Below are 25,289 nucleotides of genomic sequence, written 5' to 3'. Positions count from 1 at the left end.
TTCTCTGCCAATTAGAATTGGTCTTCTTCGGTCGAACCTGTCAATGCTGTCACTGAAGAGTTACCACCTTGGATAGTATTGGTCATTCTATCGAAGTAACCTGTACCTACTTCTTGTTGGTGCGCAACAAACGTATAACCTTTTTCAGCCGCTTGGAATTCAGGACGCTGAACTTTCTCAACATAATGACGCATACCTTCACCTTGAGCGTAAGCGTGTGCCAGTTCAAACATGTTGAACCACATGTTGTGAATGCCTGCTAGCGTGATGAATTGGTACTTGTAGCCCATGTCTGCAAGCTCTTGTTGGAACTTAGCAATGGTTTCTGCATCTAGGTTTTTCTCCCAGTTGAATGAAGGCGAGCAGTTGTACGCCAACAATTGATCTGGGTATTCAGCGTGAATTGCTTCTGCAAACTTACGTGCTTCTTCCAAACATGGCGTAGCCGTTTCACACCAAATCAAGTCTGCATATGGTGCGTAAGCCAGACCGCGAGAAATCGCTTGGTCGATACCCGCGCGAACGCGGTAGAAACCTTCTTGAGTACGCTCACCTTCAATAAAGTCTTTATCATATGGGTCGCAATCTGAAGTAATGAGATCCGCCGCATTCGCATCAGTACGAGCAATAACTAATGTTGTTGTTCCCGCTACGTCAGCAGCCAAACGAGCTGCAACGAGCTTTTGTACCGCTTCTTGCGTAGGAACTAATACCTTACCACCCATATGACCACACTTTTTCACCGATGCTAACTGGTCTTCAAAGTGAACGCCCGCGGCACCGGCTTCGATCATCGATTTCATTAGTTCGTAAGCGTTAAGCACACCACCAAAGCCCGCTTCAGCATCCGCTACGATAGGTAGGAAGTAATCAATACCACCTTCATCTTCAGGCGTCTTACCAGCAGCCCACTGAATTTGGTCTGCACGACGGAATGAGTTGTTGATGCGTTTTACTACTGACGGTACAGAATCTACTGGGTAAAGAGATTGGTCTGGATACATCGTCGAGGCGGTGTTGTTATCCGCCGCTACCTGCCAGCCTGACAAGTAAATCGCTTCAATACCTGCTTTAGCTTGTTGAACCGCTTGACCACCCGTTAGCGCACCAAGACAGTTTACGTAACCTTTTTTCGCACTACCGTTGACCAGTGACCAAAGTTTGTCTGCACCACGTTGTGCAATTGTGTTTGCAGGCACCATAGAGCCACGCAGTTCCACCACTTCCTCGGCAGTGTAAGTACGCTTCACATTTTTCCAGCGTGGATTAGTTGCCCAGTCTTTTTCCAGAGCTTCAATTTGTTGGCGGCGAGTTAAGTTAGTCATTGGTCTATCCCTCTTTATAATTTGCACTTTATGCGTGTGCGTTGAGTTTCCGTTCTCAGGCAGTACTTCCCTATCTGCCTTGAAAATCCTTCACGTTATTGGTGTTACAGTTATTCTTTATTAATCCAGGTAGTCATAACCAGGAACTGTCAAAAAGTTGGTCAGTTCATCGCTCGTCGTGAGCCTTGCCATTAAGTCTGCTGCTTCTTCAAATCGACCCGCATGGTAGCGCTGTTCGCCAATTTCTTGCTTCACGACTTCAATCTCCTCTTTGAGATAGAGCTCGAACAGCTCTTTAGTGACCTTTAATCCGTTGTCTAGCGACTTGCCGTGTTGAATCCATTGCCAGATAGAGGCGCGTGAGATTTCTGCCGTTGCTGCGTCTTCCATCAGTCCGTAAATCGGCACACAACCATTGCCAGAAATCCAAGCTTCGATGTATTGCAGCGCAACGCGAATATTGTGGCGCATTCCGCCTTCAGTGCGCTCGCCTTCACAAGGCTCAAGCAGTTCAGCTGCTGTAATAGGCGCATCCTCTGCACGGCTCACATCCAACTGGTTGGTGCGTTCACCCAGCACAGCACTAAAGACTTCCATAGCAGTGTCAGCCAAACCTGGATGAGCCACCCAGGTACCGTCGTGGCCGTTGTTAGCTTCTAACGATTTGTCAGTCTGGATCTTGTCTAATACTTTTTGATTCTCTTTCGGGTCTTTAGCTGGGATAAATGCGGCCATTCCTCCCATCGCGAAAGCACCTCGTTTATGGCAAGTACGTACCAATAATCGCGAGTAAGCGTTTAAGAATGGCTTGTCCATCGTTACCACTTGGCGATCTGGCAGTACTCGGTCTGAGTGTTTTTTCAATGTTTTGATATAGCTAAAGATGTAATCCCAGCGACCACAGTTCAAACCAACGATGTGTTCTTTAAGCGAGAACAGAATCTCGTCCATTTCGAATACCGCTGGTAAGGTTTCAATCAGCACAGTCGCTTTGATCGTGCCTGTATCCAAACCGAAGTAGTCTTCCGTGAAATGGAACACTTCGCTCCACCACTTCGCTTCGTGATGCGATTGCAGTTTTGGAAGGTAGAAATAAGGGCCACTGCCTTTTTGAAGTAACGCTTTGTAGTTGTTATAGAAATACAGAGCGAAATCGAATAGCGCACCTGGAATGATCTGACCGTGCCACGTAACGTGTTTTTCTTTTAAATGAAGGCCGCGAACACGGCAGATCAACACCGCTGGGTCATCTTCCAGCTGATAATGTTTGCCATTGCCAGGATTGGTGTAACTGATGGTGCCATTAACAGCATCGCGCAAGTTAATTTGACCATCTAGCACTTTACTCCATGCAGGAGACATTGAATCTTCGAAGTCTGCCATGAACACTTTTACATTCGCATTCAGTGCGTTAATCACCATCTTGCGGTCAGTTGGTCCGGTAATCTCCACACGGCGATCTTGCAGATCTTGTGGGATTCCTAGGATCTTCCAACTTCCTTCACGGATGTCTTGTGTCTCTGGTAGAAAATCTGGTAGCTCACCAGCATCAATACGTGCTTGCTTCTCTTCTCTTGCTTCCAGCAACTGTTCAACACGTCCGGCAAATTTTTCACACAGTAGAGATAAAAAGGTTTGGGCTTCAACAGGGAAAATTGCTTGATGTTCTGGAGCAACGACTCCATTCACCTCAAGCATGCCTTGGGTTTGCTTTAGTTGTTGTGTTTTTTGTTCTGTCTGAGCAAGCATAATCATTCATCCTTAACGTGCTTTATCCATCTTGGGCAGTCAGCGTAAAGCTACATTTGTAAGTTATGAACAACAAATTACATCCTTTAACTTTGTGTTCAACTCGTCTAGCCATGTCGATAGATTGCGTAATGCTACGTGTATTTTCAATCTAGACATAAGTCGTATCGCCTTTAAATAAGCTATATCAACAAAGGGTTTAGTGAAACCCCCAATATAAACAAAACAGAAAATTCAAAGTTTTATTCCGCAAGGTAAAAACCATCTATCAAGCACCTTATTTTGTAAGTTATTACGTAATAAAATTACATTAAATTTAAAGTCGTTTTATCATTTCAAACAAGCGTATGAATATAGACTGGTAAACAAACACCTTGTATTCACAAGGGCTGAAGAGATGGATTTAAACAGGGGTCAAACAAGATATGCAGGGCTTTGTGTAAAATTAACATTGTGAAATTTCACTATTTTATGAAAGCTTCATCAAATAAGAGCTGTAAAATTTTACAAGTCAAAGTTTACCAGCAGAATAAAATACTAGAAAGCGCACTGTTTCCAGTGCGCTTTTAGATAAATAATGGAGAAGTAAGGGCTAATACTAATAGCTAAAGCAGCTCTGAAACGACTTCTGCAAGTTGATTAAATGTTTTCGTTCTTGACGAGCTCGGACGCCAAACTAAGCCGATTTCGCGATAAGCTTGTTTACCTGGAGGATCGATCACGACTAAATTCTGGTTATGCAGCAAGCCATGGTCGATAGCCATTTGAGGAATGAACGTTGTTCCCAAACCATTCGCAACCATTTGCACCAGTGTATGGAGGCTGGTTGCCGTAAACGGATTGATTTTTTCTTTGTCTGTTAATTTACACGCTGATACCGCATGTTCCGTTAAGCAATGTTCTTTCTCTAGTAGAAAGACGGATTCGTCAGGTAAATCCGCGTAACGAATCGGCACAGGGACCGATTGGGCTTGATTAGCGCTTATAACCATTCGAAACGGATCCTTACCCACTACTCGGCTTTCCATCCCATCAATTTCGACTGGTAACGCTAAAATAAGCACATCCAGCTCACCATGTCTGAGCGCTTGAAGTAAGTTTGTCGTCGTGTCTTCTCTTAATAAAAGATTCAGTTGTGGAAAACGGTAGTTCACCTCTTGTACCAAATCACACAGTAAAAACGGAGCAATTGTTGGTATACATCCTACTTTTAGCTGGCCTTGCATATCGTCGCCTTGGCACATACGTCCAAGCTCGACCAAATCTTGCCCTTTTGCTAACAGCTCTCGCCCCTGCTTTACTACCATTTCTCCTGTTTGGGTAAAAACCAGTGGACTTTTTTTATCTTTCTTTTCATATAAGGGACAACCAATCAATTCCTCTAAGTTTTGAATACCCTTACTTAAAGTCGACTGACTGACAAAACAACGCTCTGCAGCGTCACTAAAATGTCTTGTTTCATGCAGTGTGACTAAATAGTGTAACTGCTTCAAACTGGGCCATTTATTCATAATTGTATTTGTATCTACCGCCGTTCCAGTGATCGAGTTAAGAGTTTTGTTATTATCGTTTTTTTCGATTAACTCAATCTATTTATTTCGCTTTTTTCAATACTACAATCTGTACTATAGTTTGTCTCGTACAAACACGAACCAAACCGACACAACTGAATTCGGTTTGGAGCTAACCATACTTTTTAGGAGCAAAAAAATGGTACTAGTAGGTCGTCAAGCCCCTGATTTTACTGCAGCAGCTGTTCTAGGTAACGGTGAAATCGTTGAAAACTTCAACTTTGCAGAGTTCACTAAAGGTAAGAAAGCAGTAGTATTCTTCTACCCACTAGATTTCACTTTCGTTTGCCCATCTGAGCTAATCGCATTCGACAACCGTCTAGCTGACTTCCAAGCTAAAGGTGTTGAAGTAATCGGTGTTTCTATCGATTCTCAGTTCTCTCACAACGCATGGCGTAACACTGCTATCGAAGATGGCGGTATCGGTCAAGTTAAGTACCCACTAGTTGCTGACGTTAAGCACGAAATCTGTAAAGCTTACGACGTTGAGCACCCAGAAGCAGGCGTTGCTTTCCGTGGTTCTTTCCTAATCGACGAAGAAGGCGTTGTACGTCACCAAGTAGTTAACGACCTACCACTAGGCCGTAACATCGACGAAATGCTACGCATGGTTGACGCTCTTAACTTCCACCAGAAGCACGGCGAAGTATGTCCTGCACAATGGGAAGAAGGTAAAGCAGGTATGGACGCATCTCCAAAAGGTGTTGCAGCGTTCCTATCTGAGCACGCAGCTGACCTAGGCAAAAAATAATAGACCTTCACCCTAGCTCAACGGGTGTGATGGTTGGATGTATATAAAGCAATAAGCTAATGCGGAAAACAGCAAACGCCAATCAGTCTAAGTAAAGTCCTATCAAAGCCCAGAGCCTCTGCTCTGGGCTTTCTTTTTCCTTCAGATAAACCGCCAAAATGAGGTAACGCTTTAGCGTAAACTTTACCTCTATTTATCATCCCCTCCATACAGATTCTGCTTACTTGCCCTGTTAATATCTTAGCCACAACACCTATTTGTAACGTTAGCAGGATGAATGAACATGGTTACTCACCTAGAAGTCTGTATCGATAATATTGAATCTCTGCACTACGCCATTGCTGGCGGCGCCACTCGGATTGAACTTTGCTCCTCTTTGGCTTTAGGCGGACTAACACCCAGTTATGGTTTTATGCAGCAAGCGGCTAAGCTTTCGAGTGTTCCAGTTTATGCCATGATCCGCCCACGCCAAGGTGACTTCTTCTACAATGAAGAAGAGATCGAAATGATGCGTTGGGATATTGAAGCGGCTCACCAATCAGGCTTGAGCGGTGTCGTGTTCGGCGTGCTCACTCAAGACGGTGATATTCATATGCCTTACGCGGCTGCGCTGTGTGAATTTGCTCAAGCGCTTGGCTTAGGCGTGACCTTCCATCGTGCCTTTGACCAGTGTCGTGACGCTGAAAAAACTTTGGAAGAAGTGATCAGCTTAGGTTGTGAACGTATTTTAACCTCCGGTCTTGCGCCTTCAGCACCACAAGGGATCGATGTGCTTAGAGCTTTGGTTAAGCAAGCCCAAGGGCGCATAGCAATCATGGCGGGGGCTGGCGTTAATGCGAGTAACGTACGTGCGTTAGTAGAAGACACTCAAATTCCTGAAATCCATCTGTCAGGCAAAACCACACGCCCTAGCCAAATGACCTTTGTTGCTGAACAAAGCAAAATGGGCGCATCCGATGTCGATGATTTTTTAATCCCCATCACAAGTACACAAGCCATTACCGATGTCGTAGCAGCTCTCAAATAGACCACCGTAACCTCACGCGCATAGCTTTTGAGTGCTAACATATTGTTTATCAAGGAGTGAGGAAATGTGTATGTCTAAATTGAAGAAAAAGGAATACGAAAAGGAGCTCAAAAACCTTCAAATTGAGCTCGTAAAACTTCAAGAGTGGGTCAAACACAAAGGGTTAAAAGTGGTGGTTCTGTTTGAAGGACGTGATGCTGCGGGCAAAGGCGGAGTGATAAAGCGAATTACAGAAAAGCTAAACCCGCGTGTTTGTCGCGTAGTGGCTCTGCCTGCACCGACAGAAAAAGAAAAAACGCAATGGTACTTCCAACGTTACGTCGCTCATTTACCATCTGCTGGTGAAATCGTTTTATTTGACCGAAGTTGGTATAACCGAGCAGGTGTCGAAAAAGTCATGGGGTTCTGTACTCCAGATGAATACGAGGAGTTTTTACGCTCTTGCCCTGAATTCGAGAGAATGTTGCAACGCTCTGGGATTATTCTGATTAAGTATTGGTTTTCGGTTTCAGACGAAGAGCAGGAAAAACGTTTTCTAGGTCGAATTAATACGCCGATCAAACGTTGGAAATTCAGCCCCATGGATTTGGAGTCACGTCATCGCTGGGCGGAGTATTCGGAAGCAAAAGATAAGATGTTTGCCTATACAGACACGAAAAGCTGCCCTTGGTGGGTCGTCCCTTCAGATGACAAAAAGAAAGCGCGCTTGAACTGTATCAGTCATTTACTAAGCCAGATTGACTACAAAGCACTTGAGTACTCACCCATCGAATTACCTGAACTCAATAAAGAAGGTTACGTCAGAGCGCCCATTGATGATCAGACCTTCGTTCCTGATAAATATTGACGTGCTTTCCTTCTCTCTAATAAATAGGCCAGCCTAAAAGCTGGTCTATTTGTTGAAGTCAGTTACTTCAGTACGTCATCAATACTTTGATCACCTAGGTGGCGTACATCTTTCCCTTTCACAAAGTAAATAATGTATTCACAGATGTTCTGGCAGCGGTCCCCCACGCGTTCAATCGCGCGTGCAGACCACATCACTTGCAGAATATTAGGGATATTTTTTGGATCTTCCATCATGTAAGTCATCAACTGACGAATCACCGCTTCATACTCGGCGTCTAGTTTGTCATCTTGTTTGTGCACCTCTGCTGCCGCTTCTACATCCATACGGGCAAACGCGTCTAAAACCTGATGCAGCATATTAATTGCCTGACGGCAGAGAGGCTCTAACGACACTTGGAATTGTCGTTCTTTTGATGATGGGCTTTCAATGGCAACGTAAGCAATACGTGTCGCCACGTCACCGATACGTTCTAAATCAGTGATCGTTTTGATGATAGCCATAATTAAGCGCAAGTCTTTTGCCGTTGGCTGACGCTTAGCAATAATGCGTGTGCAAGCGTCATCGATCGAGACTTCCATCGCATTCACTTTATGATCGTCACGCACAACCTTACGCGCCAGTTCGATGTCTTCTTTATGCAAGGCTTGAATAGCATACGAAAGCTGCTGCTCTACCAAGCCTCCCATGGTTAATACATGAGTACGAATCGATTCTAGCTCTACGTTAAATTGTCCTGAAATATGACGTCCAAAGTGCATGATGTTCCTTATTCCGTATAGAGTCGCGACTTAACCGTAGCGACCCGTAATGTAATCTTCGGTCTGTTTCTTCATTGGCGAGGTGAAGATCGAGTCCGCGTCAGAGTATTCAATTAACTTACCCATATGAATGAATGCAGTATGATCGCTCACTCTCGCCGCTTGTTGCATGTTATGGGTAACGATAACGACAGTATATTGAGTCTTCAGCTCATTGATAAGCTCTTCAATAGTTAAAGTTGAGATTGGATCCAACGCTGATGTTGGCTCGTCCAATAACAGGACTTCCGGCTCAATCGCCACCGCGCGCGCAATGACCAAGCGCTGTTGCTGACCACCAGATAAGCCAAATGCGTTCTCATGCAAGCGGTCTTTTACCTCATCCCACAACGCCGCCGAGCGCAAGGATCGCTCCACTGCGTCATCTAAACTGCGGCTGTTTTTTACACCTTGTAAGCGTAAGCCATAAACTACATTTTCATAAATAGACTTAGGAAATGGATTGGGTCTTTGAAACACCATCCCCACTCGGCGTCGAAGTGTCGCAACATCGACATTAGGATGATAAACATTCTTGCCATGGAGACGCACTTTGCCTGTGACTCGACATCCTTCCACTAAGTCGTTCATGCGGTTGATGCAACGTAATAACGTCGACTTTCCACACCCTGAAGGACCGATAAAAGCGGTGACTCGCCCTTTGGGAATTCGCATCGAAATATCATGCAGCGCCTGAGTTTGACCATAGAACAGATTAAGGTTCTCGATTGAGATGGCTGTTTGTTCATCCGTTAAATTATGAACGTCCAATGGTGGCTCATAACCTAATGTACTATCAAAATTAAACATACTTAATCTTGTCCTAACGTTCTGTATTTTTCTCGTAAATTATTGCGAATACTGATTGCTGTTAAGTTTAGCCCGACAATCACTGTCACGAGTAAGAAAGAGGTGGCATAAACTAATGGTCGCGCCGCTTCGATGTTGGAGGTTTGAAAGCCAACATCGTAAATGTGAAAACCTAAATGCATGAACTTTCTATCCAAATGCACATAAGGGAATTGTCCGTCAACCGGTAAACTGGATGCCAATTTCACGACCCCCACCAGCATCAGTGGCGCTACTTCGCCAGCTGCACGCGCAATCGCAAGGATCAAACCTGTGATAATAGCTGGCGTCGCCATAGGCAAAACCACGCGCCATAGCGTTTCGAACTGAGTTGCACCAAGTGCCAGAGAGCCATGTCGTACTGAACTCGGAATACGAGTTAAACCTTCTTCCGTCGTCACAATCACAACTGGAAGCGTCAGCACGGCAAGAGTTAGTGCAGACCATAACAAACCCGGCGTACCAAAGGTTGGTGCCGGTAGCTTCTCCGCATAGAATACGTTGTCGATAGAGGCACCAATCGTATAAACGAAGAAGCCTAAACCAAACACGCCATAAACAATCGATGGAACACCCGCTAGGTTTATAACCGCAATACGAATAACTCTGGTTAGAGCGTTATTCTTAGCGTATTCATGTAGATAGATAGCGGCGATCACCCCGAGTGGCATCACAATGATCGACATGATGAGTACTAAGAAAACCGTACCAAATATCGCAGGGAACACGCCTCCTTCGGAGTTAGACTCTCTTGGATCTTCAGATAAAAACTTCCAAACCTGTTTTCCCCAATGCATGACTTTATCAGGCAGTGACATTTGGTTTGGATACCAGTAGTCCAAAATATCTTCGAGCGGAATCGATACTTGTGACCCCGTCATATCCTCGGCAATCAAGGCATAGTCAGAGAGCTGAAGTCGTAAACCATCAAGTTGCAAATCTAACGTCGCAAGCGCTTTTTCTATCTGCTCTTTTTTCGTCTGATTTTCCTTTAAGAAGCTTTCTGTCAGCGTGTCATTCAATTCATGCTTGCGCTTTTCTAATCGCAACTGCTCTAGCTTCCAACCAAGCTCTTTAAGCTGATCGACCACCAAAGAATCAATCTCATGGCGCAGAGTTTCTGCATCATCAAGCTTTTTATTTAGTATCGATTGAATATCACTGGTGTATATATTATCGCCATCTTGAAACGCCACCAGCTTACCAAAGAAATAACCACCGCTACTGCGCTCTATCACCGCCCACTCTTTTGGCGTCGTGGGCTCATCCAACTGCATTTGCAATACGGAGATAAAATCGGCGGGATACAACTCTCGGTTAGCGATTTTGATGTTGAGTCGCGTGGCAAAATCTTCATCGTCTTCTAACTGTTGTGCTGCGCTTTCAGGCAAATAACTCTTCGGTACAAAGCTGCGCTCATACACTTGACCAATCAGAATAGTATTTTCATGTAGCACTTCGCCTTGTACAGGAGTCAGCGCTGCAACATTCCACTGATACAAGGGCGCTGGCCAAAAGTAAGTCAGGCCTTTCCAGCCGATAAGGAGTAACAACCCTAATACCGACAACAAACTGATGCTGACTGCACCGCCTGTTAGCCATATCCACGGTGCGCCAGAACGAATCCAATTTAACACGTTATTACTCGCTCTTTATTCAAACCATTATTACAACGCACGGTACTTATCTCTCAGTCTCTGACGAACCCACTCCGCAAGCGCGTTTACTGCAAACGTAAACACAAACAAAATCAATGCAGCTAGGAACAGCAGGCGATAATGCGAACTTCCAACTTCCGACTCTGGCAACTCAACGGCGATGGTCGCCGACAGGCTGCGCAATCCTTCCAAAATATTCCAATCCATTAATGGCGTATTGCCCGTTGCCATTAACACAATCATGGTTTCGCCAACAGCGCGTCCCAGGCCCATCATAATGGCAGAAAAAATACCTGGGCTTGCAGTAAGCAAGACAACATAGATTAAAGTTTGCCAAGGCGTGGCCCCTAATGCCAAAGAGCCATCCGATAAATGCTTCGGTACAGAGAAAATAGCATCTTCGGCAATGGTAAAAATCGTCGGGATAACAGCAAACCCCATCGCTAGCCCCACCACCAATGCATTGCGTTGATCGTAACCAATACCATGCTCGGTTAAGAATAAGCGCATATCGCCACCAAAGAACGTCTGCTCAATCGTAGGCGAAATCCACACTCCAAGCCCAATCAGTACCAATATGACAGGCATGAGCACTAAAGCATGCCAACCATTAGGCAGACGATTCCGCAAAGGTTGCGGTATTAATGCCCATAGCCCGCCCATAATCATGGTGCTCAAGGGCAAAACAAACAGCATAACGACGATCGTAATCAAATGATCTTCGACAATAGGCGCGAACCACAATCCCGCGAGGAAACCAATGATCACCGTCGGCAGTGCTTCCATTAGCTCAATCGACGGTTTTACTACACGACGCATGCGTGGCGACATAAAGTAAGCCGTATAAATAGCACCTAGCACTGCGAGCGGTACTGAAAACAGCATCGCAAACATCGCCGCTTTTATCGTTCCAAACGCAATAGGTACTAGGCTGAACTTAGCCTCAAAGTTATCGCTCGCCGAAGTCGATTGCCACACAAATTCAGGCCCAGGATACCCTTCGTACCACACTTCTTGCCATAATGAAGACAATGAAATTTCCGGATAGGCATTGTCCACTTCCGCAACATTTAACGCATTATTTTGCCAAGTGATTAAGTAGCGTTCATTGTTAGACATTGCTGCGATTGCGGGCGCTTGATTGTACGCACGCTTAAACAACACCAGTTTTTCACTGGTTGTATAATGGCTTTGCAACGTGCCGTTGGTGTAAAAGCTATAAAATCCTTTTCGATGAGAATCCGGCAACAAATACTTAAGCTCTGATGCCAATTTAAAATCACGAATATGCGTTAACGTGCGTTTTTCTTCTTGCAGCGTATCAAACCATTGCGACACCCGACCATCGTTGTGCGTCACCAAAAGCGAGTAAGCACCAGCCAATAAGTCTATCGTACGAACGGAATGCTTCTTATCACCTTGAGTGAGATCGACCACCTCTCGCACAGCAAATTTACGTGCGGTTTTCTTTAACACGATCAACTCAGAGCCATCGCGCAAATAAAGCGTTTCACCGTCAGGTGTCAACAACATTTGCTGAGGCGTATTAAAGCCTGAAGAGAACGTAAAATCGATCGTTGTAGGAGACGTACCCAAAGACGAAGCCACTTGCCAGCGAGCTTTCACTTCACCGCTTTGCGTCTGCCAAACAACCGTTGGTAAGGGCGTCGAAGCTGCAAATACAAACTGAGTCACAGGATCTTGAGACGTACTTAGTGTCAGATCCATGCTGGTGTCTAGCTCAATCACTTCCGGAGGACGTGTATTTTCTCTCAATGTGGCATTAAATTCTGGCTTGAAAAGGTTCGCTTTACCCTGCCCATCAACAAATCCATACCAACCTAGCCCAGGAGCAGATTGAGAGAAAGCGACGGGTTTCTGGGCGATTTGCTGTGTATACACCGCAGGTTTCGTAGGATCGTCCATCGACAAATATTGAATCTCACCACTTTGGGTTAGAACGAACGCGAGCTGAGCGTAATCATCCACTGAAATCGCAAGTGGTGTTTCAATATGAGTGGCTCGAATGGCTTGGTTGGTTTTGATCTCCGCATCAGAAAAAAGCGGAATGATCACCATGGCGAGGTAGACAAAGATCAAAATAAGCGCCGCAAGTACGCCGACACCACCGGATGTCACTGCAAGTCGAACTAAACGATCTTTTATCAGTCGTTTCTTATCTTTTTCCTGCAATGAAAACTCGGCTTGTGCCATTTAAATCTCTACCTTTTTTGACTTAGTACTAGAATATGTCGTTAAGATGACAATTATATTACAGATCACATTAAACACCTGAAAAGAATACAACTCTTATGCAATGCGTGGTATGAAATAAATCTGTAATGAAAATCTCATAATGTTCTCACTCATCCATTTTTCCAAGATGAGTACGTATTACTTCACTTTTGGCTAGGTAAGGTTATGAGCGCAGAAAAACTATATATAGAAAAAGAACTGAGTTGGTTGTCTTTCAACGAACGAGTATTACAAGAAGCTGCCGATAAAACCGTCCCTTTGATCGAACGTATTCGCTTTCTTGGGATCTTTTCCAACAATTTAGATGAATTTTACAAAGTACGCTTTGCGGACGTGAAGCGCAGAATCCTAATCAGCCAAGAGCGCGGTGGCAGTGATAGCCCTAAACGACTGTTAACCAAAATGCAGTCGAAAGCACTAAAGCTTAACGAACAATTTGATGAGCTTTACAGCGAATTGATTCGAGAAATGGCGCGACGTCGCATTTTCTTGGTCAACGAACAGCAACTGGATGAATCGCAACAAAAGTGGATCGCGAAATACTTCCGTAGAGAGGTAATGCCGCATATCACTCCCCTCCTAATGAAAGACGAGATTGATGTTCTGCAATTTCTCAAAGACGAGTACGCTTACATCGCCGTAGAACTGCGTAAAGAAGAACATTACCAATACGCTCTGATCGAAATTCCGACCGATCACCTTCCCCGCTTTGTGATGGTACCAGAACAGAAAGGAAAGCGTCGAAAAACCATCATCTTACTTGATAATATTATCCGCCACTGTTTGGACGAGCTGTTCAAAGGCTTTTTTGATTATGATGAGCTTAGCGGCTATGCGATGAAAATGACGCGTGACGCTGAATACGATTTACGCAATGAAATCGAGTACAGCTTGCTTGAACAAATGTCAGAGGGTGTCAATCAGCGACTGACAGCAAAGCCCGTTCGCTTCGTCTACGAACGCGATATGCCGCCTCAAATGTTAGAGTTTCTGTGTAACAAACTTAATATCTCTAACTACGATAACCTTATCCCCGGCGGACGCTATCACAACTTTAAAGACTTCATCGGCTTTCCAAATGTTGGACGAGAGTATCTTGAAAATAAACCTCTCCCGCCAATGAAATGTGCCGATTTCGAAGGTTATGCCAACAGCTTTGACGCGATTAAAGCGAAAGATATTCTGCTCTATTATCCCTACCACACTTTTGACCACATTAGTGAATTAGTGCGCCAAGCCTCCTTCGATCCCAAAGTACTTAGTATCAAGATTAACATTTATCGCGTCGCGAAAGATTCTCGCTTGATGAACTCTTTAATTGATGCAGTGCACAACGGCAAAAATGTCACTGTGGTCGTCGAGCTGCAAGCTCGCTTTGATGAAGAAGCCAATATCGAATGGTCAAAAGTATTAACCGAAGCGGGTGTTCACGTCATCTTTGGTGCACCTGGTCTTAAGATTCACTCAAAGCTACTGATGATTAGCCGACGCGAAGGTGAAGAAATTATTCGCTACGCACACATCGGCACAGGCAACTTCCATGAGAAGACGGCACGAATTTATACCGACTTCTCCCTTCTTACGGCAGATCAAGAAATCACTAATGAAGTCCGTAATGTCTTCGGTTACATTGAGAATCCATACCGACCAGTGAAGTTCAATCACCTTATGGTATCTCCTCGTAATTCTCGAACCCAAATCTACCGCTTAATTGATAATGAAATTGCGAATGCCAAGCTAGGGAAAAAAGCCGCTCTTACGATCAAGGTCAATAACCTAGTCGATAAAGGCATCGTCAATAAGCTTTATGGAGCAAGTACTTCCGGTGTAAAAATAAACATGATCATTCGAGGCATGTGCTCATTAGTACCGGGCATTGAGGGGATCAGCGACAATATTCGCATCATCAGTATTGTTGACCGCTTTCTTGAGCACCCTCGCGTGGTGATCACCCACAATGATGGCGATCCGCAAGTTTATATCTCCTCCGCAGACTGGATGACAAGAAATATTGATCACCGTATCGAGGTAGCAGTACCAGTCCGTGATCCACGTTTGAAACAGAGAATTATTGATATAACGAATATCCATTTTACCGATACAGTAAAGGCTCGTTTAATAGATAAAGAAATGAGTAACGCTTACGTACCACGAGGTAATCGCAAAAAAGTTCGCTCTCAAATCGCTATCTATGACTATCTTAAAAATATAGAAAAGCAAACTAGAAAACAAAATTCAGATGCCTCAAATACTTGAACAAGATACTCGCTACATTGCCGCGATAGACCTCGGCTCAAACAGTTTCCATATGGTGGTGGCCAAAGTTGTTGGCAGTGACCTACAACTGGTTAGTCGTCATAAACAACGTGTTCGCTTAGCATCAGGACTCGACAGTGAATTGAACTTAAGTCACGCCGCAATGGAGCGTGCACTAGAATGCTTAGCCATGTTCGCTGAAAGGTTGCAAGGGCTTGATGAGTCAAATGTACGTATCGCCGCAACACACACACTAAGACGCGCTAAAAATGCCCACCTTTTCATCGAGCGTGCAAAAGAAGTGATGCCTTTCCCAATAGAAATTATCCCTGGAGAAGAAGAAGCCCGCCTGATTTACTTAGGTGTCGCGCACACTCAAGTAGAATCCAACTCCAAACTAGTCATCGATATCGGAGGCGGCAGTACCGAGATGATTATTGGACAAGAATTTGAGCCTGAGCTTCTCAACAGTAAACAGATGGGATGCGTCAGTTTTACAGAGCAATACTTTAAAAACGGCAAACTGTCAGGAAAAAACTTCAGCAAGGCGATGTTAGCGGCCGAACAAAAACTCGAGTCCATCGCTTCAACATATCGTAAAAAGGGCTGGGATATTGCTCTCGGCTCATCAGGAACCATCAAAGCGATTCAAGAAGTGCTAGTAGGATTAGGTTTTGAAGATGGCCTGATCACAGCGAGTCGACTGGATACACTTATCGAAACTCTGTGTAAATTTGATTCAATTGAAGATATTGAGCTGGCGGGTCTAACAGAAGAACGTAAACCCGTATTCGCAGCAGGCGTAGCGATTTTGTCCGCGATTTTCAAAGCGCTTCGCATTGAGCAAATGTTTTTCTCCGATGGTGCTCTACGCGAAGGCCTGTTGTACGAAATGGAAGAACGTTTTGCACGCTCCGATATTCGCATGCGCACCACAGAAAATTTAGCCAACAAGCACCGAGTCGACTTAGAGCATGCCGCTCGTGTTAAGGGGCATGCACGTGAGATGTTATGTCAGGTACGCTCTGAACTAGGCATTAAGAAAAAGAGTGAGTTATTTGACTTACTAGAATGGGCAGCGTTGCTTCATGAAGTCGGATTAAGTATCAACTTGCGTAGTTTCCATCGCCACTCTTTTTATATTCTGTTGCACTCCACCCTACAAGGCTTCAACCGTGAGCAGCAATTAGTGCTTGCAACATTAGCTCGCTTCCAGCGTAAAGCGCTCAAATTGCAAGAACTACCAGATTTCAACCTCTATAAACAGAGTGACATTATAAGCCTCATCAAAATATTACGACTTTCTATCGTATTAAATGGGCAGCGTAATGAAGATCCATTGCCTGATATCACCTTATCTATCAAAAATGACGAATGGATTCTCACCTGCACAGATGAAGCATGGCTAGAAAACAATAAATTACTTCACGCGGATTTACAGGAAGAACAAGAACGTTGGGACAGCGCGAAGTGGACACTCACTTTCTGATCTCGTACTGTCCATACCTAAATAAAAAGTCGGCTTACAGGCCGACTTTTTTTAACTCTTCTTCTGCAAAGTCTGCCGTAATGGGCACATAACCATCTTTCTCAACCAACGCTTGTCCCTGAGCAGAAAAGATAAAGCGAATAAACTCAGCTTCAATTGGTGTTAATGGGTAATCAGGGTGCTTATTCACGTAAACATATAAGTAACGTGATAGTGGGTACTTACCACTAACAATATGTTCTCGCGTTGGAGTCACGTAGTCATTTCCCATTTTAGCCACAGGGACTAAGCGCACGCCTGCCACTCGATAACCGACACCGGAATAACCAATTCCACTGATGGTTGACGCTACAGCTTGCACAACTGACGCGGAGCCTGGCTGCTCGTTAACTCGAGTCTTGAAATCGCCGCCACACAAGGCATTACTTTTGAAGTAACCATAAGTTCCAGAAACGGAGTTACGACCAAACAACTGTACGTTTCGCTTTGCCCACTGTGATTCAAGACCGAGTTGCTGCCAGTTTGTTACAAATTGACTTTCACCACAGCGTAGCGTGGCAGAAAACAAAGCATCTAATTGACTAAAGTTAAGACCTTGAATTGGATTATCTTGATGAACAAAAATACCGATTGCATCGATGGCTACCCTAAGCGCCGTTGGCTTGTAGCCATGTTCACGTTCAAACGCTTCAACCTCTCTTAAACGCATAGGGCGGCTCATGGGACCAAACTGAGCTGTTTGTTCGGTCAATGCTGGAGGGGCAGTAGAAGAGCCAGACGCTTGGACTTGCGCATTAATATTCGGGTAAATGGATTTAAACTCTTCAACCCAAAGCGTTGTCATACCCGCAAGTGTATCGGAGCCAACAGAGAGCAAGTTCCCGACAATCCCCGTCGTTTTATGATAAGTCGGCAATGGTTTATCTTGAGCGCCAGCCATAAAAGAACAAACAAGCGCGAATAAACTGAATGTTTTTGCCAATCGTAAAGTCATTATTTCACCACCAAACGCTCAGGCAATACGAAAGAAAACTTACTGCCCACACCTACTTCACTGTGAATTTCTAAATGAGAGTCATGGTGACTCAGCGCGTGTTTTACAATGGCTAGCCCTAAACCACTTCCACCAGTATCACGTGATCTTGCTTTATCCACTCGATAAAAACGCTCAGTAAGTCGATGGAGGTGCTGAGGTTCAATGCCATCACCACTATCTTCCACCTCTAAGCATGCGCCTTGAGAGGTCTGGAACCAACGAACATTAATGTTCGCACCAGGCGGTGTGTATTTGACGGCATTATAAACGAGGTTAGAGATAGCACTACGTAACTGGTCATCATCGCCCAGCACGCGTAGGCTAGCATCAACATCAAATTTCAATTTATGTTGGTTGTCCCCACTAAGGCTAACCGCCTCTTTTTCTAACACTTCAAGCATCGCGGGCACATTCACGACTTCCTCAAGCTCATGCATAGGTGCCGCTTCAATTTTAGATAGTGTCAGTAGTTGGTTCACCAAACTGTTCATGCGGTTAAGCTGCTCCGTCATGACACCATGAGCTTTGCTCCACATTGGACCCACGACCATATCAGGATCTTCTGTCATCTCAAGATAACCTTGTAGCACCGTCATTGGTGTACGCAGTTCATGAGATACGTTGGCAAAGAAGTTGCGACGCATTCCCTCAAGTTGTTTTAACTGGCTAACATCACGCACCACCATCAAATGTTCACCTTCGGTATACGGTACGATACGTAGTTCTAGCATGCGTTCGACATTGAGTGGTGAACGCATTTCTAATGGCTCTGAAAAGTCTTTCTTGTTGAGGTACTTGATAAAATCAGGTGTACGAATGAGATTGGAGATAGGTTGACCTGAATCTTCTGGCCAATGAAAGCCCAGTAAGTGCTGAGCCAGCTTGTTGCACCAAACAATATTACCTTCAGCACGGAATACCACTACCGCATCGGGTAGCGATTCTGCACCATTTCGGAATCGACGAATAAGATTAGTAAGCTCTTTTCGTTTGCGGCGTTGGCGCTGTTGTAAGCGATACAACCCATTGAACAAAGATTCCCAGTTACCGCTACCAGATGGTGGCGTGAGGCGTTTTTCATCCCATAACCAAGAAGATAAACGTACTTGGTTATGCAAATGCCACACAAGCTGCAATGCCGTAGCAGCCAAAAGCAACCACGGCATATAACCGAATATCCAACCTACTATCACCCATGGGGTGTAAAAAAAAGCCAGCTCCCAGGCCAGCTTTTTCCACGTTAATCTTTCAACCACTCATAACTCCAGAAATGGTACCGATAAGCTGCGTGTTAATTTATGCCTTCGTCGAGAAGCGGTATCCAGCACCACGAACAGTTTGGATCAGCTTATCATGCCCTGCAGCTTCCAATGCTTTACGCAGGCGGCGAATGTGAACATCGACCGTACGGTCTTCGACATACACGTTAGTGCCCCAAACATTGTTTAATAGCTGCTCACGGCTGTATACGCGTTCTTGATGCGTCATGAAAAAATGAAGCATCTTAAATTCTGTTGGACCCATGTCTAATGGCGCATCATTAGCCGTAACACGGTGCGATACAGGGTCAAGCTTTAATCCCTGTACATCAATTACATCTTCTAGTGCAGTCGGAGTAACGCGACGAATCACCGCTTTTAAGCGTGCAACCAACTCTTTAGGAGAGAATGGCTTAGTAATGTAGTCATCCGCACCGACTTCTAAACCGCGCACTTTATCTTCTTCTTCACCACGAGCGGTAAGCATCACAACTGGAATGTTGCGCGTTAATTCCTCTCGCTTCATATGTTTGATGAAGTTAATGCCACTACCGCCTGGTAACATCCAATCCAGTAAAACTAAATCAGGGAAGGGTTCAGCCAGTTTGGTTACTGCAGTATCATAATCTTCCGCTTCTACCGCTTGGTAACCTTTCTGCTCAAGTACGAAGCACAGCATTTCGCGAATAGGAGCTTCGTCTTCAACAACCAGAATCCTTCTAGACATAATTGAGTAACCTTATGTTCGTTGAGCTAATGAATTTAAGAGACAAAGCGCCTCTCTATGCATAAGCATTATCACTACCAATTATGACACTTTTGTGACCTTTGAAAACAAATTTTCATATAACTTTCTTTTGAGGTTCATTCGGATATTTTTCATTTCTATTAAGACATCAGCACAAAAATTCCCTATGATTAGTCCCTTGTCATCAAGCCTAGAGAAGATTTATGTGGTTTAAAAACTGTCTGGTATACCGCGTTAACCGCGAGGTTACTTTTAACGCCGAACAACTAGAAACTCAGCTGTCTGAATTCCGATTCACCCCGTGTGGCAGTCAAGACAAACAGAAATTTGGCTGGGTCAGTGCAATGGGTAGACATGGCGATATGATGACTCACGTGTCAGAAAACCGCATTCTGATTTGCGCCAAGAAAGAAGAGAAAATGCTACCTGCCTCTGTGATCAAAGAATCATTGAATGCAAAAGTAGAAGCAATGGAAGCGCAAGAAGGTCGTCCTCTGAAGAAGAAAGAGAAAGACAATCTGAAAGATGACATCGTAATGGATTTACTGCCGCGCGCATTCAGCCGCAGCAGCCACACTCACGTGCTCATCATGCCAAAAGAAGGTTTTATCCTTGTTGATGCAAGCAGCTATAAAAAAGCAGAAGATGTATTAGCATTGCTTCGTAAAACCATGGGTAGTTTACCTGTTGTTCCTGCTATTCCAGAAGTGGCGATTGAAACTACGCTAACCGAGTGGGTGAAAAGCGGTGACACACCTCAAGGTATCAGCATGATGGACGAAGCTGAGCTAAAATCCGTACTTGAAGAAGGTGGTGTGATTCGCTGTAAGAAGCAAGAGCTAACCACTGATGAAATCCGCAACCACATCGCTGCGGATAAAGTCGTGACGAAACTTGCGCTTAATTGGCAAGATCGTATTGAGTTCATTATGACGGAAGATGCAGGCATCAAACGTCTAAAATTCTCTGATGAATTGAAAGATCAAAACGATGATATTCCACGTGAAGATCAAGCAGCTCGATTTGATGCAGACTTCTCTCTAATGTGTGGAGAGTTCAGTGCTTTCCTTCCCAACCTATACGATGCGCTAGGCGGCTTACCGAATCCTAACGCATAATATTGTATAAAGGTTAACCATAACGCCCTCACTTTTTTTGAGGGCGTTTTTCTATCTGAAGCACAATTACCCTAGTCACAGTTCACATTTTGACGTAAAATTTGCGCCCCATTTCCATTAGGTGGAATTGGCCTGACTTGTGATCAGATAAAAGAGAATTGAGCAATGACAACTGAGAAAGCATTCGTGCCTGAGCTACTATCTCCAGCGGGCAGCCTGAAAAACATGCGTTACGCATTCGCCTACGGGGCAGATGCAGTTTACGCTGGCCAACCTCGCTACAGCCTTCGCGTACGTAACAACGAGTTTAACCACGAGAACCTAAAAATCGGTATCGATGAAGCCCACGCCCTAGGCAAAAAGCTTTATGTGGTATGTAACATTCAACCACACAACTCGAAGCTAAAAACGTTCATCCGTGATCTTAAGCCAATCGTAGAGATGGGTCCTGACGCATTGATCATGTCAGATCCAGGCCTAATTATGATGGTTCGTGAAGCTTTCCCAGAAATGCCAATTCACCTTTCTGTACAAGCGAACGCTGTAAACTGGGCGACCGTTAAGTTCTGGGCAGCGAATGGCGTGGAGCGTGTGATCGTTTCTCGCGAGCTATCTCTAGAAGAAATCGAAGAAATTCGTGAGCATTGCCCTGAAACTGAGCTTGAAGTATTCGTTCACGGTGCATTATGCATGGCTTACTCTGGTCGTTGCCTACTTTCTGGCTATATCAACAAACGTGACCCTAACCAAGGCACTTGCACTAACGCATGCCGCTGGGAATACAAAGTTGAAGAGGGTAAAGAAAACGACGCTGGTGATATCGTAGAGAAATTCGACCCGACTGAAGCACAGCCTGTCGAAGTACAAGACGAGCGCCCTGAAACCACAATTGGTCGCGGCAAACCAACAGATGAAGTCGTTCTGCTTTCTGAAGCGCACCGTCCAGAAGAAAAAATGGCGGCTTACGAAGATGAGCATGGTACTTACATCATGAACTCTAAAGACCTACGAGCGGTTCAGCACGTTGAACGCTTAACTAAGATGGGTGTTCACTCATTGAAAATTGAAGGTCGTACTAAATCGTTCTACTACTGCGCACGTACCGCTCAAGTTTATCGTAAAGCAATTGATGATGCTGTAGCAGGTCGACCATTCGATGAAAGCCTAATGGGTACACTAGAAAGCCTAGCTCACCGTGGCTACACTGAAGGCTTCCTACGCCGTCATACACACGATACTTACCAAAACTACGATTATGGTTACTCAGTCTCTGATGCTCAACAGTTTGTTGGTGAATTCACTGGCAAACGTCGTGGTGACATGGCTGAAGTAGAAGTAAAAAATAAGTTTCTTGTCGGTGATAGCCTTGAACTAATGACGCCAAAAGGCAATATTGTTTTCACGCTAGAGGCAATGGAAAACCGCAAATCAGAGTCTATTGAAGACGCGAAAGGAAACGGTCACTTTGTATTCATTCCAGTACCAGCAGAGCTAGATTTAGAATATGGCCTATTAATGCGTAATCTAAACTCAGGGCAGGACACCCGTAACCCGACTGGTAAGTAACCATGGCCTTGCTCATTACTGATAAATGCATTAACTGCGACATGTGTGATCCCGAATGCCCCAATGGGGCAATCAGTATGGGAGAGAGCATTTTCGAAATTGATCCAGCGCTATGTACAGAGTGTAAGGGGCATTACGAAAAGCCGACCTGTCAGTCAGTGTGTCCAATTACAAAATGCATAATCACTGATCCGAACCATGTCGAAACTGAAGAGCAGTTGCTTGAAAAATTCGTGATTATTCAAGGGTTAGCATAAGAGCAATTAGGTTCAACTTTGACATCAAAGTTGAACCTTTTCTCAACCTGATTTTTCAATAGGGATAATATTGCAGAATAGCTCTTTTTCAAAATGATACTCTAGTCTCTCACGCCAATTCTCCGCTTGAGAAACAGGTATTAAATAAAAGTTTTCTCGGCTCGTATCAGTAACGAAAGCCATCCCATATTGCATCAGCTCATAATGCACATCATTAACAAAACCCGGATCAAGGCGTTGACGCCCAGTCAGGTGATTCACATCCTCTCGAGTCAAAGAGACTCCTTTAGTATCACTGCTAAATCTGTGTCTTAACCACTCTGCAAATTCTTTTGCACAAATCATAGTCATGGTTTTGTCCTTGATTTACTCTTCTAACAGGAAAAGGGCATATCCCTGCCTTACACACTTGTCTGCGTTGTTATCGCTTTTTAGCCAACTGACAGACATATTGCTAAGAAACCAGAGTATCGTGACGAAAGATCTTTTTCTAAACAAAGAAGTTACAACTTACCCATACTACAACTCTTTGTTTAATTTAGATTTCTATAATATGTCCCCAAAACTAATTGGGTTAGTTTTTGTATTGGTATTATTCAATGTAGACAAAAGTATGATGTTTCTCCAGTTTCATAAAAGAGATCACCAAGTACAGATAAACCTGGAGAGTAACACTAATTAGGATTGATAAGCGGCAAGCATTGAGGTGGAACGACTTTTTTTCGTTTGGGCTTAGAGGTTGTTTTTACCCGTGGAGGGGTATCAATAAGTTTCGCTTTCGGGGCCCAACTTGCGAGCTCAACACCGCAGCCATCGCCTACTGGAGGTGGTGCTTGATCAACACAATAGTCGCTCGAATCAGGACAAGACAACCTGACGTGAAAGTGGTAATGATGCCCCCACCATGGACGTACTTTACGTAACCAAGAACGATCTTTGCCGTTTTCTTGCAAGCAAAGTTGCTCCTTAATAACAGGATGTACAAAAATTCGTGCAACATCCTTACTTTTTGAAGCGTACCGAATTAGCTTAAAGTGCCGTTCTTCCCAGCGATGATTAAGTATGGAATAACCTTTTAAATCCACCACACTCATGGGCTTAGGAAGTTGTAATTCGTTATAAGAAAGCGGTTGGTCAGCAAGTCTTAACCAGATATCGATATCTAACCCGGTTTGATGACTAGAATGACCAGAGGAGAACCTTCCACCTCTAGGTAAAGATAAATCACCAATTAGCAGAGTGGTGTTGAGATTTTGATGAGCTTTAAGCGCCAGATTTTCAATAAACTCTATCGTTTTAGGGTGCCCATAGTAGCGCTTCGTTTTACTACGTAAGACTTGATAACCAACGCCATCGAGAGGCAAGGGTAATGCACCATCTAAACAACCGTTAGCATAACTACCAATAGAGGAGGAAGAGTTTCGGGTAGGATTAACCGCAGACTCCCAAGGAGTAGAACATACTGAAGCTGAGAAACATAAACCCAAAGTTACAATGAAACTCAGCCTCATAGCCTTTAACCTTTAGTAGTGTTCGCCATTATCGTAATAAGCTTTAGGAGATAAGGCGGAAAAGATAACTGCAACATCAATATCGGCACCAGCGATACCGCGCACTTGTTGCGTAATAAGCTTGGCAACTTCATCTTGCACTTCCTGGCCACGGTCGAACCAAAGCACTTCGACAAAAGGATATGCAGCACTCACCTCACCCTCATTGAAAAACGTAGTGTAGATATACTCAAAAGTAAAATCCTCACGCGGACAGTCCATTAGAGGCTGAAGTTCATCCGTAAGGGGTTTTGATAATGCCTGAACAGCTTGTGGCTCTACAGCACGGAATCGAAAATGTGGCATAAACTTACTTCCTAATTATTAGCATTAATGCATGATGATAACAGGAACCAAGTCAGTAATCATCCAAGTCAATGTAACCACTAACCTTTCAATAAATTGTGAATCAGATGTGCTCGATAACGAAGAAAAAGTGTTATGAAATTCGAAGGTAAACCAGAAAGAACAAAGCGATACATCAACATTTAGTAATTACATTACTAGAAAATAAATCTACCTGAAGCAAAGGTATGCCATATTCGTTGGATAAACATACACCTGACATCGGAACTATACGTTAGGAATAAAAGACATATTCGTTAGAAATAAAAGAGCCCCTGACCTAAGCCAGAGCTTATGAACATGGGGGATAGGTGAAGTGGACCAATATCCCGGAGATATGAGCTTTCAATCCCCCGATACTTTGGTATCAGAGGAGTCGACAACTCTTCCAACTAGTCAGCTTCTCTTTTCTTCAGATGCAAAAAAGCCCCAGCATTACTGCTGAGGCTTCAGAGTATGGCAGGGGTGGAGAGATTCGAACTCCCAACACGCGGATTTGGAATCCGCTGCTCTGCCAATTGGAGCTACACCCCTGTAATTCGTGTTTATTGAGACGACGCTCAAATAAGTGGCGGAGTGGACGGGACTCGAACCCGCGACCCCCGGCGTGACAGGCCGGTATTCTAACCAACTGAACTACCACTCCGCAGTGGTATCACTCGCTTTAATAAGCAAGTGTCCGCTTTTGTCTTCACTTTTCGAAAAAGTGAAAATAAAACTAAAGCCTGGCGATGTCCTACTCTCACATGGGGAAACCCCACACTACCATCGGCGCTATTTCGTTTCACTTCTGAGTTCGGCATGGAAATCAGGTGGGTCCAAAACGCTATGG

General features: G+C 44.4%; 21 protein-coding genes, 2 tRNA genes and 1 rRNA gene. 8 read left to right on the top strand and 16 right to left on the bottom strand.

Going from position 1 to position 25,289, the window contains the following annotated elements; all coding sequences use genetic code 11:
* Window positions 1–11: 11 nt before the first annotated feature.
* The 3 genes from aceA to R7Z47_RS15070 form a co-directional block, all read right to left on the bottom strand.
* Window positions 12–1,325 (bottom strand): isocitrate lyase, encoded by a 1,314-nt coding sequence (gene aceA / locus R7Z47_RS15080; RefSeq protein ID WP_005381733.1) that lies wholly within the window; start codon window positions 1,323–1,325, stop codon window positions 12–14.
* A gap of 120 nt (window positions 1,326–1,445) precedes the next feature.
* The gene (gene aceB, locus R7Z47_RS15075) at window positions 1,446–3,074 is read right to left on the bottom strand and encodes a malate synthase A (protein WP_017820561.1); all 1,629 of its coding nucleotides are present in this window, start codon (window positions 3,072–3,074) and stop codon (window positions 1,446–1,448) included.
* 605 nt (window positions 3,075–3,679) lie between these two features.
* On the bottom strand, window positions 3,680–4,585 hold the full coding sequence (locus R7Z47_RS15070) for a hydrogen peroxide-inducible genes activator (RefSeq protein ID WP_005383681.1): 906 nt from the start codon (window positions 4,583–4,585) through the stop codon (window positions 3,680–3,682).
* A gap of 199 nt (window positions 4,586–4,784) precedes the next feature.
* On the opposite strand from R7Z47_RS15070, the gene R7Z47_RS15065 reads away from it, so the two are divergent.
* From R7Z47_RS15065 to ppk2, 3 genes are all read left to right on the top strand, one after another.
* On the top strand, window positions 4,785–5,396 hold the full coding sequence (locus tag R7Z47_RS15065; protein ID WP_005381738.1) for a peroxiredoxin C: 612 nt from the start codon (window positions 4,785–4,787) through the stop codon (window positions 5,394–5,396).
* Window positions 5,397–5,679: 283 nt separating this feature from the next.
* A complete protein-coding gene (locus tag R7Z47_RS15060) occupies window positions 5,680–6,423 on the top strand; it encodes a copper homeostasis protein CutC (RefSeq protein ID WP_104979997.1) in 744 nt (247 codons plus the stop codon).
* A 70-nt stretch (window positions 6,424–6,493) separates the two neighbouring features.
* Window positions 6,494–7,270, top strand: a complete 777-nt coding sequence (gene ppk2 / locus R7Z47_RS15055; protein WP_169628880.1) for a polyphosphate kinase 2 — start codon at window positions 6,494–6,496, stop codon at window positions 7,268–7,270.
* Between the two features lie 62 nt (window positions 7,271–7,332).
* On the opposite strand, the gene phoU is transcribed toward ppk2, so the two are convergent.
* From phoU to R7Z47_RS15035, 4 genes are read right to left on the bottom strand one after another with little or no spacing between them, the layout of a single operon-like run.
* Window positions 7,333–8,031 carry a phosphate signaling complex protein PhoU gene (phoU, locus tag R7Z47_RS15050; RefSeq protein ID WP_005381744.1) on the bottom strand — a complete coding sequence of 233 codons (699 nt, stop codon included), beginning with the start codon at window positions 8,029–8,031 and terminating at the stop codon, window positions 7,333–7,335.
* Between the two features lie 30 nt (window positions 8,032–8,061).
* Window positions 8,062–8,880, bottom strand: coding sequence for a phosphate ABC transporter ATP-binding protein PstB (gene pstB / locus R7Z47_RS15045; RefSeq protein WP_005381745.1), 819 nt, complete (start codon window positions 8,878–8,880; stop codon window positions 8,062–8,064).
* 2 nt (window positions 8,881–8,882) lie between these two features.
* Window positions 8,883–10,556 carry a phosphate ABC transporter permease PstA gene (gene pstA / locus R7Z47_RS15040; RefSeq protein WP_025768855.1) on the bottom strand — a complete coding sequence of 558 codons (1,674 nt, stop codon included), beginning with the start codon at window positions 10,554–10,556 and terminating at the stop codon, window positions 8,883–8,885.
* Window positions 10,557–10,586: 30 nt separating this feature from the next.
* A complete protein-coding gene (locus R7Z47_RS15035) occupies window positions 10,587–12,791 on the bottom strand; it encodes an ABC transporter permease subunit (protein ID WP_318130208.1) in 2,205 nt (734 codons plus the stop codon).
* Window positions 12,792–12,998: 207 nt separating this feature from the next.
* Here R7Z47_RS15035 and ppk1 point away from each other — a divergent pair, with 207 nt between their 5' ends.
* Complete coding sequence (gene ppk1 / locus R7Z47_RS15030; protein ID WP_005381748.1) at window positions 12,999–15,089, top strand: polyphosphate kinase 1; 2,091 nt, start codon at window positions 12,999–13,001, stop codon at window positions 15,087–15,089.
* Window positions 15,073–16,578 carry an exopolyphosphatase gene (ppx, locus tag R7Z47_RS15025; RefSeq protein WP_053306546.1) on the top strand — a complete coding sequence of 502 codons (1,506 nt, stop codon included), beginning with the start codon at window positions 15,073–15,075 and terminating at the stop codon, window positions 16,576–16,578. Before ppk1 ends, ppx begins: the two co-directional genes overlap by 17 nt.
* 34 nt (window positions 16,579–16,612) lie before the next feature.
* On the opposite strand, the gene R7Z47_RS15020 is transcribed toward ppx, so the two are convergent.
* From R7Z47_RS15020 to phoB, 3 genes are read right to left on the bottom strand one after another with little or no spacing between them, the layout of a single operon-like run.
* The gene (locus R7Z47_RS15020; RefSeq protein WP_053306547.1) at window positions 16,613–17,572 is read right to left on the bottom strand and encodes a PstS family phosphate ABC transporter substrate-binding protein; all 960 of its coding nucleotides are present in this window, start codon (window positions 17,570–17,572) and stop codon (window positions 16,613–16,615) included.
* Window positions 17,572–18,870 (bottom strand): phosphate regulon sensor histidine kinase PhoR, encoded by a 1,299-nt coding sequence (gene phoR / locus R7Z47_RS15015; RefSeq protein WP_005383667.1) that lies wholly within the window; start codon window positions 18,868–18,870, stop codon window positions 17,572–17,574. The genes R7Z47_RS15020 and phoR overlap by 1 nt, the downstream gene beginning before the upstream one ends.
* Window positions 18,871–18,910: 40 nt before the next feature.
* Complete coding sequence (gene phoB / locus R7Z47_RS15010) at window positions 18,911–19,600, bottom strand: phosphate regulon transcriptional regulator PhoB (RefSeq protein ID WP_005381752.1); 690 nt, start codon at window positions 19,598–19,600, stop codon at window positions 18,911–18,913.
* A 224-nt stretch (window positions 19,601–19,824) separates the two neighbouring features.
* Here phoB and rdgC point away from each other — a divergent pair, with 224 nt between their 5' ends.
* The 3 genes from rdgC (at window position 19,825) to R7Z47_RS14995 (ending at window position 22,562) form a co-directional block, all read left to right on the top strand.
* Window positions 19,825–20,739 (top strand): recombination-associated protein RdgC, encoded by a 915-nt coding sequence (gene rdgC / locus R7Z47_RS15005; RefSeq protein ID WP_005381753.1) that lies wholly within the window; start codon window positions 19,825–19,827, stop codon window positions 20,737–20,739.
* Window positions 20,740–20,904: 165 nt separating this feature from the next.
* Window positions 20,905–22,305 (top strand): tRNA 5-hydroxyuridine modification protein YegQ, encoded by a 1,401-nt coding sequence (gene yegQ, locus R7Z47_RS15000; RefSeq protein ID WP_005381754.1) that lies wholly within the window; start codon window positions 20,905–20,907, stop codon window positions 22,303–22,305.
* Between the two features lie 2 nt (window positions 22,306–22,307).
* The gene (locus R7Z47_RS14995) at window positions 22,308–22,562 is read left to right on the top strand and encodes a YfhL family 4Fe-4S dicluster ferredoxin (protein WP_005381763.1); all 255 of its coding nucleotides are present in this window, start codon (window positions 22,308–22,310) and stop codon (window positions 22,560–22,562) included.
* Between the two features lie 42 nt (window positions 22,563–22,604).
* Here R7Z47_RS14995 and R7Z47_RS14990 read toward each other — a convergent pair whose 3' ends face one another.
* The 6 genes from R7Z47_RS14990 to rrf form a co-directional block, all read right to left on the bottom strand.
* The gene (locus tag R7Z47_RS14990) at window positions 22,605–22,913 is read right to left on the bottom strand and encodes a hypothetical protein (protein WP_005381765.1); all 309 of its coding nucleotides are present in this window, start codon (window positions 22,911–22,913) and stop codon (window positions 22,605–22,607) included.
* A 323-nt stretch (window positions 22,914–23,236) separates the two neighbouring features.
* Window positions 23,237–24,073, bottom strand: a complete 837-nt coding sequence (gene mepA / locus R7Z47_RS14985) for a penicillin-insensitive murein endopeptidase (RefSeq protein WP_262597681.1) — start codon at window positions 24,071–24,073, stop codon at window positions 23,237–23,239.
* 12 nt (window positions 24,074–24,085) lie between these two features.
* Window positions 24,086–24,418 carry a DUF1904 domain-containing protein gene (locus tag R7Z47_RS14980; protein ID WP_005381768.1) on the bottom strand — a complete coding sequence of 111 codons (333 nt, stop codon included), beginning with the start codon at window positions 24,416–24,418 and terminating at the stop codon, window positions 24,086–24,088.
* Between the two features lie 496 nt (window positions 24,419–24,914).
* Window positions 24,915–24,991, bottom strand: a tRNA-Trp gene (locus tag R7Z47_RS14975).
* 35 nt (window positions 24,992–25,026) lie between these two features.
* A tRNA-Asp gene (locus tag R7Z47_RS14970) sits at window positions 25,027–25,103 on the bottom strand.
* A 77-nt stretch (window positions 25,104–25,180) separates the two neighbouring features.
* A 5S ribosomal RNA gene (gene rrf / locus R7Z47_RS14965) occupies window positions 25,181–25,289 on the bottom strand; the annotation flags it as partial.

Source organism: Vibrio sp. 1641, assembly GCF_033339995.1.
GTDB lineage: Bacteria > Pseudomonadota > Gammaproteobacteria > Enterobacterales > Vibrionaceae > Vibrio > Vibrio alginolyticus.
Note: the sequence above shows the minus strand (reverse complement) of the source record. Positions and strands in the feature narration are given on the sequence as shown.